Annotated in this window: 13 protein-coding genes and 1 other RNA gene; 9 read left to right on the plus strand and 5 right to left on the minus strand. The window is 56.7% G+C overall.

The features are described from left to right. Window positions 1-13: 13 nt before the first annotated feature. Complete coding sequence (sufA, locus tag ABFX35_RS08740; protein ID WP_095848573.1) at window positions 14-385, minus strand: Fe-S cluster assembly scaffold SufA; 372 nt, start codon at window positions 383-385, stop codon at window positions 14-16. Window positions 386-901: 516 nt separating this feature from the next. Here sufA and ABFX35_RS08745 point away from each other — a divergent pair. Beyond that, window positions 902-1,306, plus strand: a complete 405-nt coding sequence (locus ABFX35_RS08745; protein WP_346080341.1) for a hypothetical protein — start codon at window positions 902-904, stop codon at window positions 1,304-1,306. Between the two features lie 37 nt (window positions 1,307-1,343). Here ABFX35_RS08745 and menI read toward each other — a convergent pair whose 3' ends face one another. Further along, window positions 1,344-1,757 carry a 1,4-dihydroxy-2-naphthoyl-CoA hydrolase gene (gene menI / locus ABFX35_RS08750; protein ID WP_279023314.1) on the minus strand — a complete coding sequence of 138 codons (414 nt, stop codon included), beginning with the start codon at window positions 1,755-1,757 and terminating at the stop codon, window positions 1,344-1,346. Beyond that, window positions 1,757-4,813 (minus strand): D-2-hydroxyglutarate dehydrogenase YdiJ, encoded by a 3,057-nt coding sequence (gene ydiJ / locus ABFX35_RS08755; RefSeq protein WP_279023315.1) that lies wholly within the window; start codon window positions 4,811-4,813, stop codon window positions 1,757-1,759. The genes menI and ydiJ overlap by 1 nt, the downstream gene beginning before the upstream one ends. A gap of 466 nt (window positions 4,814-5,279) precedes the next feature. Here ydiJ and ydiK point away from each other — a divergent pair, with 466 nt between their 5' ends. Next, window positions 5,280-6,380 carry an AI-2E family transporter YdiK gene (ydiK, locus tag ABFX35_RS08760; RefSeq protein ID WP_095848569.1) on the plus strand — a complete coding sequence of 367 codons (1,101 nt, stop codon included), beginning with the start codon at window positions 5,280-5,282 and terminating at the stop codon, window positions 6,378-6,380. A gap of 240 nt (window positions 6,381-6,620) precedes the next feature. Further along, window positions 6,621-6,730, plus strand: an RNA gene (gene rprA, locus ABFX35_RS08765) — antisense sRNA RprA. 106 nt (window positions 6,731-6,836) lie between these two features. On the opposite strand, the gene ppsA is transcribed toward rprA, so the two are convergent. Further along, a complete protein-coding gene (gene ppsA / locus ABFX35_RS08770; protein ID WP_279023318.1) occupies window positions 6,837-9,215 on the minus strand; it encodes a phosphoenolpyruvate synthase in 2,379 nt (792 codons plus the stop codon). A 445-nt stretch (window positions 9,216-9,660) separates the two neighbouring features. On the opposite strand from ppsA, the gene ppsR reads away from it, so the two are divergent. The 3 genes from ppsR to ABFX35_RS08785 all read left to right on the plus strand — a co-directional run bounded on the left by ppsR (window position 9,661) and on the right by ABFX35_RS08785 (window position 12,390). Further along, on the plus strand, window positions 9,661-10,482 hold the full coding sequence (gene ppsR, locus ABFX35_RS08775) for a posphoenolpyruvate synthetase regulatory kinase/phosphorylase PpsR (protein ID WP_279023320.1): 822 nt from the start codon (window positions 9,661-9,663) through the stop codon (window positions 10,480-10,482). Between the two features lie 224 nt (window positions 10,483-10,706). Then, the gene (locus ABFX35_RS08780; protein WP_346080344.1) at window positions 10,707-11,753 is read left to right on the plus strand and encodes a 3-deoxy-7-phosphoheptulonate synthase; all 1,047 of its coding nucleotides are present in this window, start codon (window positions 10,707-10,709) and stop codon (window positions 11,751-11,753) included. Window positions 11,754-11,889: 136 nt separating this feature from the next. Next, window positions 11,890-12,390, plus strand: coding sequence for a glutathione peroxidase (locus ABFX35_RS08785; protein ID WP_279023324.1), 501 nt, complete (start codon window positions 11,890-11,892; stop codon window positions 12,388-12,390). Window positions 12,391-12,507: 117 nt separating this feature from the next. Here the strand turns inward: ABFX35_RS08785 and ABFX35_RS08790 are convergent, their stop codons facing one another. Next, entirely contained in the window at window positions 12,508-12,639 is a 132-nt protein-coding gene (locus ABFX35_RS08790) for a hypothetical protein (RefSeq protein ID WP_279023326.1), read from the minus strand. Between ABFX35_RS08790 and ABFX35_RS08795 the strand changes: the two genes are divergently transcribed. The 3 genes from ABFX35_RS08795 to ABFX35_RS08805 are packed head-to-tail and all read left to right on the plus strand — an operon-like array spanning window position 12,638 to window position 15,253. Further along, complete coding sequence (locus ABFX35_RS08795) at window positions 12,638-13,468, plus strand: heme/hemin ABC transporter substrate-binding protein (protein ID WP_346080346.1); 831 nt, start codon at window positions 12,638-12,640, stop codon at window positions 13,466-13,468. The two genes, ABFX35_RS08790 and ABFX35_RS08795, sit on opposite strands and share 2 nt — an antisense overlap. Then, window positions 13,468-14,472 carry a FecCD family ABC transporter permease gene (locus ABFX35_RS08800; RefSeq protein ID WP_279023329.1) on the plus strand — a complete coding sequence of 335 codons (1,005 nt, stop codon included), beginning with the start codon at window positions 13,468-13,470 and terminating at the stop codon, window positions 14,470-14,472. The genes ABFX35_RS08795 and ABFX35_RS08800 overlap by 1 nt, the downstream gene beginning before the upstream one ends. Further along, window positions 14,465-15,253, plus strand: a complete 789-nt coding sequence (locus tag ABFX35_RS08805; RefSeq protein WP_346080349.1) for a heme ABC transporter ATP-binding protein — start codon at window positions 14,465-14,467, stop codon at window positions 15,251-15,253. The genes ABFX35_RS08800 and ABFX35_RS08805 overlap by 8 nt, the downstream gene beginning before the upstream one ends. The last annotated feature ends 26 nt before the right edge of the window (window positions 15,254-15,279 follow it).

Genomic DNA, 15,279 nt, shown 5'->3' on the forward strand with positions numbered 1-15,279 from the left:
TTAGTTACATCGCTTAAACGCCAAAGCTTTCGCCACACCCGCAGGAATGTTGCGCTTTGGGATTATTAAATTTGAATATCTGATTCAGCCCTTCACGGACAAAATCCACCGTGGTGCCATCGATAAACGGCATTGCTTTCAGCGGCACGTAGAGTTTCGCGCCGTCACGTTCAAACAAGAGGTCGTCTTCCGCCGGAGCTTGGGTCAAATCCAGCACGTAGCCGAATCCGGCGCAGCCAGATTGTTTCACGCTCAGTTGCAGCCCTTTCACCTGCGGATCCTGCTGCATGAGTTTGCTGATTTGCTTTGCCGCGCTGTCGCTTAGTGCAATGCCCTGCCAGACATTTTCATCCAGCGAAAACGTGCCAACACTTTCCGTTTGCATATGGCCTACCTCTTACCTTGTTTTTTTATCATGCCAATCTGGCTTACTTACTATGTTAGTGATAACAATAATCACTTCAACCGTTTGTTTTACAGGGGTATGCGACAAAAAATGCGTTTTTTGACGCTGGCCGGCATTAAAACGGCCCGGCAACCGCGTGGCCCACGGCATAACCATCACCCGCGCGCGTTTTCATCCCCATGACTTTCCAGCACTATTCTCTATTTATGCCGCGTCATCCGCCAGGCTATAAACCCGATATCCCCTCGCGGGCAGATAATACTGAACATTCATAGAAAATACCTATTTCTGTGTTCGGGCGCGATAATATCCTTATTTATCTTGTGGTAATAACGCGCCTCATCTCTATTAAGTTTAGTCGTTAGCCAATAAATTGGGTCGCTGATACAAAAATACACCCCTATTTGCGGAAAATATTATTGCCAGGGAATTGATCGTTATCGCATCAACAAATATGATAATGATTATCATTTAACTGCATTAAGCGTGGGGCCAATGACTCTTTCAATAAATGCGTGGCTGCTGAACAAGATTGATCAATACAAATTCAGCGTGCGTGACGCCACGATCGATTTCTACATGGCGGAAGCCGCACTGAAACGGCCGGGATGCGATATCGAACACCTCAAGCGCTACAATAGCGTCAGCCTGAACATGGCCAATCTGTGCCAGGAAAACGGCGATGACGAAAGCTATCTGCACGCGCTGAGCAAATTGCATAACCGGTTGATTATAGAGATCAATAACCCGGATCGCTGCCAGTTGTTCCGCGTACAGAGCTACCACTTTGCCCGCCATACCCTGCAGTTGATTTGCCATCAGTACGCCATTGAAGGCACCTGGGACAAAGCCAACGCCTTTCAAAAGGATTTCGTTAAACGGGTGCCGTTCCAGCTGTAGCACCCGTTGCGCGGCACACTGGCGCGCGGGCCTGGTGCTAGCCCAGCACCGCTGTCGTCAGGCGGGAGGTGCAACACAGACGGTCGCGCTTGTCGAAGATCTCGATTTGCCAAACCTGGTGGCGGCGGCCAACGTGCAGCGCGCGGCACACGCCACGTACCTGCCCGTCAAACACGGCGCGAATATGGTTGGCGTTGATTTCCAACCCTACCACCTGTTGATCCCCTTCGGTGCACAGATAGCCAGCGATGGAGCCCATCGATTCGGCCAGCACCACGGAAGCCCCGCCGTGCAGCAGGCCAAAGGGCTGAGTGGTTCGGCTGTCGACCGGCATGGTGGCCTCCAGCGTATCCGGCCCCAGCTTGGTAAACTCAATGCCCACGTGGGCGACCATGCAACCTTCGCTGGTTTTGTTCAATTGCTCCAGCGTTGTCTGACGTTTCCATAGCATTACGCGATCATCTCCAACAGTGCCTGTAATGGGTGGCGCACGCCGTTTCCTTCAATGCGTTTTACCTGGCTGCGACAAGAGTAGCCGGTAGCCAGACAGCGCTGGCGTGGCAAACGCTGCATCGCCTGATGCCAGGATAGCTCATAGATACCGAGTGAATTCTGCAAATTTTTGCTTTCGTGCCCGTAGGTGCCGGCCATGCCGCAGCAGCCTACGTTGATGTTCTCCAGGCGGGCGCCAAAGCGGGCGAAAATCGCGATCCACTGCTGGGTGCTGGTTGGCAGCGCGGTGCTTTCCGTGCAGTGGCCGAACAGATACCACGACTCACCGCCAAGCGGCTGTTCGGCACGCTCGGCCAACACAGGCTGCAGCCATTCGTGCACCAACTGCACCTTGAAATCTCCACGCGCGTCGCCAAGAATTTCCCGGTACTCATCGCGGTAGCACAGCACCAGCGCCGGATCGACCCCGACCATCGGCACGCCCAGCTTCGCCACACGGTTGAGGAAATCGGCCGTTTTGCGCGCGGTTTTGGCAAAACGCACCAGGAAGCCTTTAATATGCTGCGCCTTACCGTTCGGCGAAAACGGCAACAATACCGGTCGGTAGCCCAGTTTTTCCACCAGCCGAACAAAGTCGGCGACCACGTTGGCATCGTAATAGCTGGTAAACGGATCCTGCACCACCAGCACGTAATCCTGGCGCTGGCGTTCATCCAGCGCTTCAAGCTGCTCCAGCGTGACCGCCGTGGCGCTGTGGCCGGAAAGCTGCTGGCGCAGCGTGGGGCTTGAGAGCATCGGCAGGTCAACCATCCCCAGCGTGTTGCGGCTCAGTTCCCGCACCCACGGCTGCCGGAACATAAAGTTGAACGCCTTCGGCGCCCTGGCCATCAGCGGCGTGTAGCTTTCCACCCCGGCGACCATGTAGTCGCGCAGCGGCCGCAGGTAACGGGTATGGTACAACTGCAGAAAACGCGAACGGAAACCCGGCACGTCAATTTTGATCGGGCACTGGGTGGAGCAGGCTTTACAGGCCAGGCAACCGGACATCGCCTCTTTCACCTCATGAGAGAAGTCATACTCCCCTTTGTTGGCATACCAGGTGTTGCGCGTTTTCTCGATAAGCGCCCGGAAACTCAAACGCTGCTGTGGCAACTGTTTCTCCAGCGCCACCGGATCGGTGCCCTGCTCGCTGAGCAGCCGCAGCCATTCACGCACCAGCGCCGCACGCCCTTTAGGCGAATGAATACGGCTGCCGGTGATTTTCATTGAGGGGCACATTGGGCTGCGCACGTCGAAATTAAAGCACAAACCGTTGCCGTTGCACTCCATCGCACCACGGAACGAGGTGCGTACCGCAAGCGGAATGCGGCGATCGAGCGTGCCGCGCTTTTCCGCGTCCACCTTCATCATCGGTGCCTCTACCCCGAAAGGCGGGCAGATTTTCCCTGGGTTGAGGCGGTTGTGCGGATCGAACGCCGCTTTGATGCGCCGCAGTTCTTCATACAGCGTTTCGCCGAAAAAGGCCGGGCTGTATTCGGCGCGGAACCCCTTGCCGTGTTCGCCCCACAGCAGGCCGCCGTATTTGGCCGTCAGCGCCACCACCTGATCGGAGATTTGCTTCATCAACATCTCTTGCTGCGGATCGCACATGTCCAGCGCCGGGCGCACGTGCAGCACACCGGCGTCAACGTGGCCGAACATCCCGTAGCTCAGGTGATGGTCGTCCAACAGTTGGCGGAACTCGGCGATGTAGTCGGCCAAATGCTGCGGCGGCACGCAGGTATCTTCGGCAAACGGGATCGGCTTCGCCTGCCCCTTGGCGTTACCCAGCAGCCCGACCGACTTTTTGCGCATGTTATAAATACGCTCGATGCCGGCCAGATCGCCACAAATCTGGTAGCCAATCACACCGCCCTGTTGCGCCGCCATCAGATCATCCAGGCGCTGGCACAGCCCTTCTAACTGTTGCTCAATCAGCGCGTTGTCGTCGCCGGCAAACTCGACGATGTTCAAACCGAGCATGTCTTTGTTCGGCACGTCGGTAATCAATTCTTTTACCGAATGCCAGACAATATCTTCCCGCGCCAGATTCAGCACCTTGGAATCGATGGTCTCCACCGACAGCGCCTTGGCTTCCACCATGAACGGCGCGTTGCGCAATGCGGAATCGAAAGAGTCGTATTTCACGTTCACCAGCCGGCGCACCTTGGGTAGCCGGGTGATGTTAAGTTTTGCTTCGGTGATAAACGCCAGCGTGCCTTCGGCGCCGGTCAGGATGCGCGTCAGATCGAAGGTTTGCAGATCGTCGCTAAACACATGGCGCAAGTCATAACCGGTCAGAAAGCGGTTAAGTTTCGGGAATTTTTCCAGGATCAATGCCCGCTGATCGCGGCAGCGGTTTAGCACCGTATGGTAAATGCGCCCTTCGGTGGTTTCTTCAGCCGCCAACGCTTCCGCCAGGCGGGTGGGCATTGGGCGCGTATCAAGCATCTCACCGCCCAGCAGCACCGCGCGCAGCCCCAGCACATGGTCTGAAGTTTTGCCATACACCAGCGAACCCTGGCCAGACGCATCGGTATTGATCATGCCGCCCAGCGTTGCCCGGTTGCTGGTCGAAAGTTCCGGTGCGAAAAAGTAGCCCAGCGGCTTCAGGTATTGATTAAGTTGATCTTTGATCACCCCCGCCTCAACCCGCACCCACCCCTGTTCGATATTGATATCCAGGATGCGGTTCATGTAGCGCGACATATCAACGATGATGCCGCTGTTCAGCGCCTGCCCGTTAGTGCCGGTACCACCGCCGCGCGGGCTGAAGATCAAACTGCTGAAGCGCTCATCTGCAGCCAGGCGGGCAATCAACACCACGTCGGCGGTAGAGCGCGGGAAGATCACTGCGTCGGGCAACAGCTGATAGATGCTGTTGTCCGTCGCCATCGTCAAGCGGTCTGCATAACTGGTGGCGGTATCGCCGCTAAAGCCGTTTTGTTCCAGTGCATCCAAAAAATCGAGCACCCGTTGAACAATGCCGGGTGCCTGAGAAATCTGTGGGATCATTCGCTTTTTATACTCTGTCTGTCTTTAATGCGTGATGTACGCTAACCCAGGCCCGTTGCCAAGCCTACCCTGCTTTTAGTTATCGTTAAAAGCCGCACATTGGAATGGAAGACGTTAGTGTTTTTTTTATTTCCATTTCAATATGTTGATACCTCTCCGTTTTACCACAAGTTGATCCGTTCTGCCATTTCCGGCCCCGAAGCCCCCTTGCAGCCTTCTTATTAAAACAAAATCAATGTGTTAACAAGGAATGATGTGGTGTGGACTGCACACTCCGCCGCATTAATTTACTCCTGCCGGGCGCCACTGTCGCGGCCATTTACTGCCAACGGGCCGCCGTGGCCGGCAGATCGCTATGCATGGCGGCCGCTAATTAATTATCGTGCGCAATACTGTGAAATCCGTGAAAAATGCATCATGATTAATCGGCTGAAGGAACTAACGTAAATAGGATGAGAACGCTTTCATGACACTCCCGCGAGACCGGTACGATTTGGCCACCATCATTTTCGGCGTGTTGTTTATCGCCATTTTGATCCTGGCTTGTTTTTGGGTGATCCAACCCTTTATCCTGGGTTTTGCCTGGGCCGGCATGGTGGTTATCGCAACCTGGCCGTTACTGATTAAACTGCAAAGGTTGTTCTGGGGCCGGCGCTCGCTGGCCGTCGCCGCGATGACGCTGCTGCTGATCCTGCTGTTTGTGCTGCCCATCTCTTTGCTGGTTAGCAGCATTGTGGACAATAGCGCTCCCATCGTTGCCTGGGCCAGCAAGCCAGGGCAATTCCATATTCCCGATCTGGCCTGGCTGCAGGATATCCCGATGATCGGCAACAAGGTTTACAACAGCTATCATACCCTGGTGAACACCGGCGGTACGGCGTTGCTGGCCAAGGTTCAACCCTATTTCGGCCAGACCGCCACCTGGTTCGTCGCGCAGGCGGCACACATCGGCCGCTTCCTGCTGCACTGCGGCCTGATGTTGTTGTTCAGTGTGCTGCTGTATGCCCGTGGGGAACAAGTAGGCGCTGGCATCCGCCGCTTTGCCATACGCCTGGCGGCAGACCGTGGCGATGCCTCCGTGGTGCTGGCCGGCCAGGCAATCCGCGCCGTTGCGCTGGGCGTGGTGGTCACGGCACTGGTGCAGTCGGTATTAGGCGGCATTGGCCTGGCGGTTACCGGAATTCCGGCGGCCACCCTGCTCACTGTGCTGATGTTTATCTGCTGCGTGGCGCAGTTGGGGCCATTGCTGGTGCTGATTCCAGCCATCATCTGGCTGTACTGGAGCGGCGATACCACCTGGGGAACGGTGCTGCTGGTCTGGGCATGCGTGGTGGGCACGCTGGATAACTTCCTGCGGCCGGTGCTGATCCGCATGGGCGCCAATCTGCCGATGCTGTTGATCCTCTCCGGCGTCATCGGCGGCCTGTTGGCCTTCGGCATGATCGGGCTGTTTATCGGGCCGGTGGTGCTGGCGGTCTCTTTCCGCCTGCTTAGCGCCTGGATCGATGAAGCGCCGAAACCCACTAATGCGCTGGAAGATGTGGCCAAGGACATGGAGAAAGAATAACGGCTGTATTCCGCGCCGCGATTGCCAAAATTGCCCGGTTAGCCGGGCAATTTATTAATCAGCCCGCGCTCCCGCTGGCCTAGGCTAATAAATTAAAACAATATCGAAAACAACACGCATCCCCACTTAATCACGCTGTGAAATTAAAAAAACCGCCCATTACGCCAATAAACTCTCCGCCAGATAACCTGTAATAGCGCTCAATCTATTAGGAGGATTCTTAATGACGAAGCGCGCATAACTGCCTAATATTACTGGCATATGCTTAGCACAAATTCACTGTGTAATGCCATACATGTAAATTGCTGTGTGTAGTCTTTGCCCGTCGCCTACGATGGGCTTTTTTTTTATTTTTTGCGCGTCAATTTACGTTTTGTCATATTTAACGCGTGGCTTAAAAAAAAGCCGCAATATTACTTACGGCTTTTTATCAGTTAACTCAATTATGCCTGGCTATCATTTCTTATTTGCCAAATTCAGCCAGGTTTGTACTACCGTATCCGGATTCAGCGAAAGGCTATCAATGCCTTGCTCCATCAACCATTCGGCAAAATCTTCATGGTCGGATGGCCCCTGGCCGCAGATGCCGACATATTTTCCCTGGCGTTTGGCGGCCTGGATAGCCATAGACAACAGCGCTTTCACCGCGTCGTTGCGTTCGTCAAACAGCTCGGACACCACGCCGGAATCACGATCCAGCCCCAGCGCCAACTGGGTCATGTCGTTGGAGCCGATCGAGAAGCCGTCAAAGTGCTCCAGGAACTGGTCCGCCAGCAGCGCATTGGAGGGGATTTCACACATCATGATCACTTTCAAACCGTCCTCGCCGCGTTTCAGGCCCTGGCGCGCCAGCTCCTCAACTACCGCTTGCGCCTGTGCCACGGTACGCACAAAAGGCACCATGATTTCGACGTTGGTCAGCCCCATCTCATTACGCACCCGCTTCACCGCCTCGCATTCCAGCGCGAAACACGCGCGGAAGCTGTCGGCAACATAACGGCCGGCGCCGCGGAAGCCCAGCATCGGGTTCTCTTCGTGCGGTTCGTACTTATCACCGCCAACCAGGTTGGCGTACTCATTCGATTTAAAGTCTGACAGGCGCACGATAACGCGTTTCGGCCAGAAGGCGGCACCCAGCGTAGAGATCCCTTCCGTCAGGCGGCCAACGTAAAACTCGACCGGATCGTCATAGCCGTGCATCAACGCTTTGATTTCATTTTGCAATGCCGGCGTTTGCTGATCGAACTCCAGCAGCGCTTTCGGGTGGACGCCAATCATGCGGTTGATGATAAACTCCAGCCGCGCAAGGCCCACGCCATCGTTCGGCAAGCGCGCGAAATCGAAAGCCCGGTCCGGGTTGCCGACGTTCATCATGATCTTCAAAGGCAGCGCAGGCAGTTCGTTAATCTCGGCGCTTTGCACGTCGAAATCCAGCAGATCGCTGTAGACATAGCCGGTATCGCCTTCGGCGCAGGAAACGGTGACTTTCTGGCCGTCCTTCAGCACGTCCGTCGCCGAGCCGCAACCCACCACCGCCGGAATGCCCAGCTCACGCGCAATGATCGCCGCGTGGCAGGTCCGGCCACCGCGGTTGGTCACGATCGCCGAGGCTTTCTTCATGATCGGCTCCCAATCCGGGTCGGTCATGTCGGTGACCAACACATCGCCCGGCAGAATACGATCCATTTCATTGATATTGTGGATCACTTTCACCGGCCCGGCGCCGATGCGGTGGCCGATGGCGCGCCCTTCGACCAGCACATTGCCGCTGCCGTTCAATTGGTAACGCTCCATGACCTGCTCATTGGAGCGCACCGTCTCTGGGCGCGCCTGCACAATCAGCAGTTTGCCGGTATGGCCGTCTTTGGCCCACTCGATGTCCATCGGGCGGCCGTAGTGTTTTTCAATCAGCAGCGCCTGGTGCGCCAACGCCTGCACTTCATCATCCGTCAATGAGAACTGGTTGCGCTGCGCTTCCTCGACATCCTCAATGCGCACCTGCTTACCATGCTCCTGCGAAGGCGCATACACCATGCGGATTTTCTTGGAACCCATATTGCGGCGCACAATGGCCGGCTTGCCGTTCAGCAGCGTGGGCTTGTGCACATAGAATTCGTCCGGGTTCACCGCGCCCTGCACCACCATTTCGCCCAGGCCGTATGCCGAGGTGATAAACACCACCTGATCGAAACCTGATTCGGTATCAATGGTAAACATTACGCCGGACGAAGCCAGATCGGAACGCACCATGCGCTGCACGCCGGCGGACAGCGCCACGCCACGGTGGTCATAGCCCTGATGCACCCGGTATGAAATCGCGCGATCGTTAAACAATGAAGCAAACACATGCTTGATCGCCACCATCACGGCATCGATGCCCTGAACGTTGAGGAAGGTTTCCTGCTGGCCGGCAAAAGACGCGTCCGGCATGTCTTCCGCAGTGGCGGAAGAGCGCACGGCAAACGAGGCTTCCGCCTGGCCGTCGGCCAGTTGCTGATAGGCCTGGGTGATTTCACGCTCAAATTCAGGATGGAAAGGCGTATCAATTATCCACTGACGGATTTTTGCACCGGCAGCGGCCAATTGATTTACATCATCAACGTTGGTTTGATCCAGCAGTTGGTAAATGCGCTGGTTAACGCCGCTTTGTTCCAAAAAATCATTGAATGCCTGTGCGGTGGTGGCAAAACCATTTGGCACGGCGACACCCAAATCGGAAAGGTTGGTGATCATTTCACCGAGCGAGGCGTTTTTACCGCCGACGCGGTTAACGTCATTCATACCTAGCTGGTTGTACCAAAGCACATTACGCAAATCAGAGCCATTGTTGGACATCGAGACAATCCTTATTGCTATCAGTAGGGTATTAGCGTTCTTGCTCTCAACAACAGAGTAAATTCAGCCTAGCACATTAATCCCTAACAAATGGAAAGGTGAATCGATCAATCAGATGAAAAAAAACACTTTTAGGAGAATGACCTAATACGCCAGACGGCTGAAATAAGGGATAACTAAATAATAAAATTTTATTTTTTCAAGCAATTAAATTAAAGAAATCGCCGATACCGCAAAGACCTTTAAATCATGAAGGTTAATCCATAGGGTACGGGTGAAACGCTGTCAATTCGTTTTATCGTCATTGGCTCGTTAGCGGGCGAATCGGTATAATCGCAAACTTCGCGCTGCCCTCTTTACCCAGGTCAAGCCAAAGCCCATTATGCATTACGGCGTGCAGCCCAGCGCGGCCATAAGGTTAACGTTATTAGCTAAGGAGCCACTGGTGGAAAGAAGCGTTTTTTATATTTCGGACGGCACGGCGATCACCGCAGAAGTGCTGGGCCATGCGGTCCTTTCGCAATTCCCGGTCAAAGCCTCGCCCTTTACGCTGCCGTTTGTCGAAACGGAGGCTCGCGCCCGCGCCGTTTGCCAGCAAATCAATGACATTTACTACCAGACCCAGGTGCGCCCATTGGTGTTTTACTCCATCATTTCACCCGCCGTGCGCAATGTGATTACCCAAAGCGAAGGCTTTTGCCAGGATATCGTTCAGGCGCTGGTCGCGCCGCTGCAGAGCGAACTGGGGGTGGAGCCAACGCCGGTGCCTAACCGCACCCACGGGCTGACCGAGAGCAACCTCGGCAAGTACGACGCGCGTATCGCCGCCATCGACTATACGCTGGCGCACGATGACGGCATCTCATTACGCAACCTGGATCAGGCCCAGGTGATCCTACTGGGGGTTTCACGCTGCGGTAAAACGCCCACCAGCCTCTATCTGGCGATGCAGTTCGGCATTCGCGCAGCCAACTACCCGTTCATCGCCGACGATATGGACAATCTGCAATTGCCGGCGGCACTAAAACCGTTTCAGCATAAGCTCTTCGGCCTGACCATCAACCCGGAAAGGCTGGCGGCCATCCGCGAAGAACGGCGGGAAAATAGCCGCTACGCGTCGCTGCGCCAATGCCGGATGGAAATCGCCGAAGTGGAGGCGCTGTTTCGCAAGAACCAGATCAATTACCTCAACACCACCAACTATTCTGTGGAAGAGATCTCCACCCGTATCCTGGATATTCTGGGGATGAGCCGCCGCATGTACTAAACCGTGCCCCGCGCCGCCGCGCCCTGTGCGGCGGCGCACCAACATACATCCCAGCGTTAACTTCTGCCATTTTCTCCTTATCCAGCGTATTTTATTGCATTAGCCGCCTATCACTTAAAATAACACTGTTTACACGGTTGAATTCAGCCACTATTGCGCTATCGTGAGCGTCATGACTTCCGGCATTCCCTGCCGTTGAAGAGCCACTTTTAGAGCCGAAAATCATGCATAACACAGATCAACCGCGCAGGACGCGTATCGGTAGCCTGGTTACCCCGCAAACCTTGGCCAATAGGCTGCCTGCAACTAAAAACCTTATTGATAACGTGACAACGTCACGAAATCGTATTGCAAAAATCCTGTCAGGCGAGGATAAACGCCTGTTGGTGATCATCGGCCCCTGTTCCATCCACGATGTTGAAGCCGCCACCGACTACGCGGCGCGCTTGAGCGCACTGCGCACACGCTATCAGGATCGGCTGGAAATTGTGATGCGCGTCTATTTTGAGAAACCGCGCACCGTGGTGGGATGGAAAGGACTGATAGCCGATCCCGATCTGGACGGCAGCTATCAGGTAAACCGCGGCGTCGAAACCGCCCGCCGGCTGCTGCTGGCGGTTAATCAGCTCGGCTTACCCGCCGCGACCGAGTTCCTTGATAGCGTCACCGGCAACTACATCGCCGATCTGATCAGTTGGGCGGCGATTGGCGCACGCACCACCGAAAGCCAGACCCACCGGGAAATGGCGTCGGCGTTGCCCTGCCCGGTGGGTTTCAAAAACGGCACCGACGGCAATACGCGCATCGCCATAGACGCCATCCGCGCCGCGCGCGCCGGCCATATGCAACTGGCGCAGGACGAACACGGGCAGGTAGCCATCTACCAAACCCACGGTAACCCGCACGGCCATATCATTTTGCGCGGCGGCCAATCCCCCAATTACCACCCGCATGATATCGCCGCCGCCTGCCAGGCGCTGGGCGACGTTGGCCTGCCGGAACGCGTGGTAGTCGATTTCAGCCACGGCAACAGCCAGAAACAGCACCAGCGGCAACTGGAGGTGGCGCAAAGCATCTGCGGGCAAATCCGCAACGGCGGCGATAGCATCGCCGGCATTATGGCGGAAAGTTTCCTGCAGGAAGGCGCACAGCACGTCGATGCTGACCAACCGTTAACCTATGGCCAGTCGATTACCGATCCCTGCCTCGGCTGGGCGGATAGTGAGCGGCTGTTGGCGATGCTGGCGGATGCCGTAGACAGCCGCTTTTAATCGGCAAATCAAGCAAATGGAGGGTTAACTTTGTTATAATGACGTGCATTGCCCAGCGACAGCGGGCAATGCGGTCTTTGTTTTATCATGGCATTCCCCGCACGGGAACGCCCATGCGGCAGGCTACGGAGCCCCTATGAATCAATCGCTGTTATCCATTCCCTGCAATACGTTGCAAGGCAAGACCACCACGCTGGCGGACTTCCCGGCCAACGCCTATCTCATCGTAAACACCGCCAGCAAATGCGGCTTTACCCCGCAATACCAAGGGCTGGAAAACCTGTGGCAGTATTATCGTTCACGCGGCCTGGTGGTGATGGGGTTCCCGTGCAACCAGTTTGGCGCCCAGGAACCGGGCGATCCGCTGGAAATCGCCAATTTTTGCACGCTCAACTATGGGGTTACTTTTCCGCTGTTCAGCAAGATCAACGTCAACGGCCCGGCGGCCCATCCGTTGTTTAGCGAACTTAAACGCCGTGCGCCCGGGCTGCTCGGCAGCCAGCGGATAAAATGGAATTTCACCAAGTTCCTGCTTAGCGCCGACGGCCAGCGGGTTAAACGTTTCGCACCGGTCACCAAACCCGAACGGCTGTTCGATCATATAGAAACCCTGCTGGCATCCTCCCGCTCGCTGTGAGCGGATTATTTTCCCCGCAACGCTCGCCACACAACGGCTAACGGCCCGTTCACCGGCGCAAATTTCCCTTGCTGTCGCCCTTTGTTCACATGATAATAATTATCAGTTTGATATTAATTACCATTTTGCCAGCGTCACATTATCACCGGTAAAATCGCGGTGTCTGGCGCTGGCTTGCTGCTGGCCAACCAGAACAATAGCGTGGCGCGAACCGTTCGCCATATTTGCAACCCAAGGAAATTGCCACATGAAATCTTCACTGACACGCCGCCTGGCGCTTTGCATCGCACTGGCATTACCGCTCACCGCCGCCGCCGCTGAGCGCATTGTTTCAATCGGGGGCGACGTCACAGAAATCGCCTTCGCATTAGGCGCAGGCGATGAAGTTGTGGCCCGCGACAGCACCAGCCTGCACCCTACCGCCGTCACGCAGTTACCAGACGTGGGCTACATGCGCCAGTTGAATGCGGAAGGTATTCTTGCCCTCAAGCCAACGCTGGTGCTAGCTAGCGAGTTGGCAGAGCCGGCGTTAGCGCTGCAACAGGTGGAACAAAGCGGCGTTAAAGTGGTGCGCGTGCCCGGTGACAGCACGCTGGATGCCGTGCCGCAAAAAATCAGTGTGATCGCCGCTGCGGTCAACCGTGCGGCTCAAGGCCAACAGCTTACCGAGCGCTATCGTCAGCAGTTGGCCGCCGTCGCCAAGACGCCATTACCCGTCAAAGTATTGTTCGTGATGAGCCACGGCGGCATTTCGCCAATGGCCGCCGGCCAGCACACGGCCGCAGATGCCGTTATTAACGCCGCTGGCCTGAAAAACGCTATGCAGGGCTTTACCCGCTATCGCCCGCTGTCACAGGAAGGCGTGATCGCCAGCCAGCCGGACCTGTTATTGATCACCACCGACGGCGTGAGTTCCATCGGTGGTATGGAAAAACTGTGGCAACTGCCGGGCCTGGCGCTCACCCCGGCGGGGAAAAACCACCGGGTTTTGGTTATTGATGATATGGCCTTGTTGGGCTTTGGTCTGGAAACGCCGGCCGCATTGCAAAAACTGCGTAATGCGGCGGAGCAAAAATAATGCGTTACCGTGTAACTCCGCGCGTAGCCATCAGCAGTCTGCTGCTGTTGCTCAGCGTTTTGGTGCTGGGGGCGGCGAATATGGGAGCACTGTCGCTCTCTTTTCGCACCCTGTGGCAAATGCCGTTTAGCGACACCGTTTGGCAAATCTGGCTGAACATCCGCCTGCCGCGCGTGTTGTTAGCAGTGGTGATCGGCTGCGCACTGGCCGTCGCCGGCACGGTGATGCAGGGCTTGTTTCGTAATCCGCTGGCCGATCCCACCCTGCTGGGCATCAGCAGCGGCGGCGCTTTAATGGTGGCGATGGTCATCGTGATGCCGCTCGCCTTGCCGCCAGTCATCGCTCTCTATAGCCATATGGCGGCGGCATTCTTCGGCTGCCTGATGGTGTCGGTTGTCATCTTCGGCATCAGCCGCAGCGGCCACGGCAACTTGTCCCGTCTGTTGCTGGCCGGTATCGCCATCAATGCCCTGTGCATGGCGGCCGTCGGCGTGTTGTCTTATATCAGCAGCGATCAGCAATTGCGTCAGTTCTCACTGTGGATGATGGGCAGCCTGAACCAATCACAGTGGCCGACATTAACCGTTGCGGCATCGCTTATCTTGCCGGCCTCACTGCTGACGCTGCAACAGGCCAGAAAACTCAACCTGCTGCAGTTGGGCGATGAAGAAGCCCACTATCTTGGCGTTGATGTGCAGCGCACCAAGCTGCATCTGCTGCTGCTCAGCGCCCTGCTGACCGGCGCCGCCGTGGCAATGAGCGGCGTGATCGGCTTTATCGGCCTGGTGGTGCCGCACCTGATCCGGATGCATCTGGGCGGCGATCATCGCTGGCTGCTGCCGGCTTCTGCGTTGGGCGGCGCCTGCCTGCTATTGGTGGGCGATACGCTGGCACGCACCCTGGTCGCCCCAGCGGAAATGCCGGTTGGGTTGGTGACCAGTTTGCTCGGCGGCCCTTACTTTTTATGGCTGGTGATGCGCCAGCGGGAGCGTACCGGTGGCTGAAAGCACAACGCTGCTGGCAGCACGCCAGCTCTGTTACAACCTGGGCGGTCGGCGGCTGATTGATGACGTGTCGTTGACGATCGCCAGCGGTGAAATAGTGGCCATCATTGGCCCGAATGGCGCCGGCAAATCAACCCTGCTGCGCCTGCTGACCGGCTACCTGAGGCCCAGCGGTGGGGAATGTCGCCTGCTTGGCCAGCCGTTGGCGCAGTGGCAGCCACAGCAACTGGCCAAAGTGCGAGCGGTTATGCGCCAGCACAGCAGTTTGGCGTTTCAGTTCAGCGTGGAAGAAGTGGTGGCGATGGGGCGTGCGCCCTACGGCCAGCGCAACATGCAACAGGCGGTGCAACAAGCGTTGCGGCACACCGACTGCCTCAGCCTGGCGCAGCGTGACTATCGCCAGCTTTCCGGCGGGGAGCAACAGCGGGTGCAGTTGGCGCGGGTGCTGGCGCAGCTCTGGCAGCCGGAGCCGACGCCGGCCTGGCTGTTCCTGGATGAGCCCACCTCGGCGTTGGATCTGTATCACCAGCAGCATAGTCTGCGCCTGTTGCGCGGCTTGACGCGCAGCCAGCCGATGGCGGTATGCTGCGTGCTGCACGATCTGAACCTGGCCGCACTGTATGCCGACCGCATTTTGTTGTTGCACCAGGGCCGCCTGGTTGCCGCCGGCACCCCGGCACAGGTGTTGCAGGCCGACGTTCTCACTCGCTGGTATCAGGCGGATCTTGGCGTTGGCGCCCACCCGGAAATGTGCCTGCCGCAGGTCTACCTGCGCCAGTGACACGCGCGGTGCCTCACGGCGGCGGC

This window comes from Gibbsiella dentisursi, from assembly GCF_039539505.1.
GTDB classification, from domain to species: domain Bacteria; phylum Pseudomonadota; class Gammaproteobacteria; order Enterobacterales; family Enterobacteriaceae; genus Gibbsiella; species Gibbsiella quercinecans.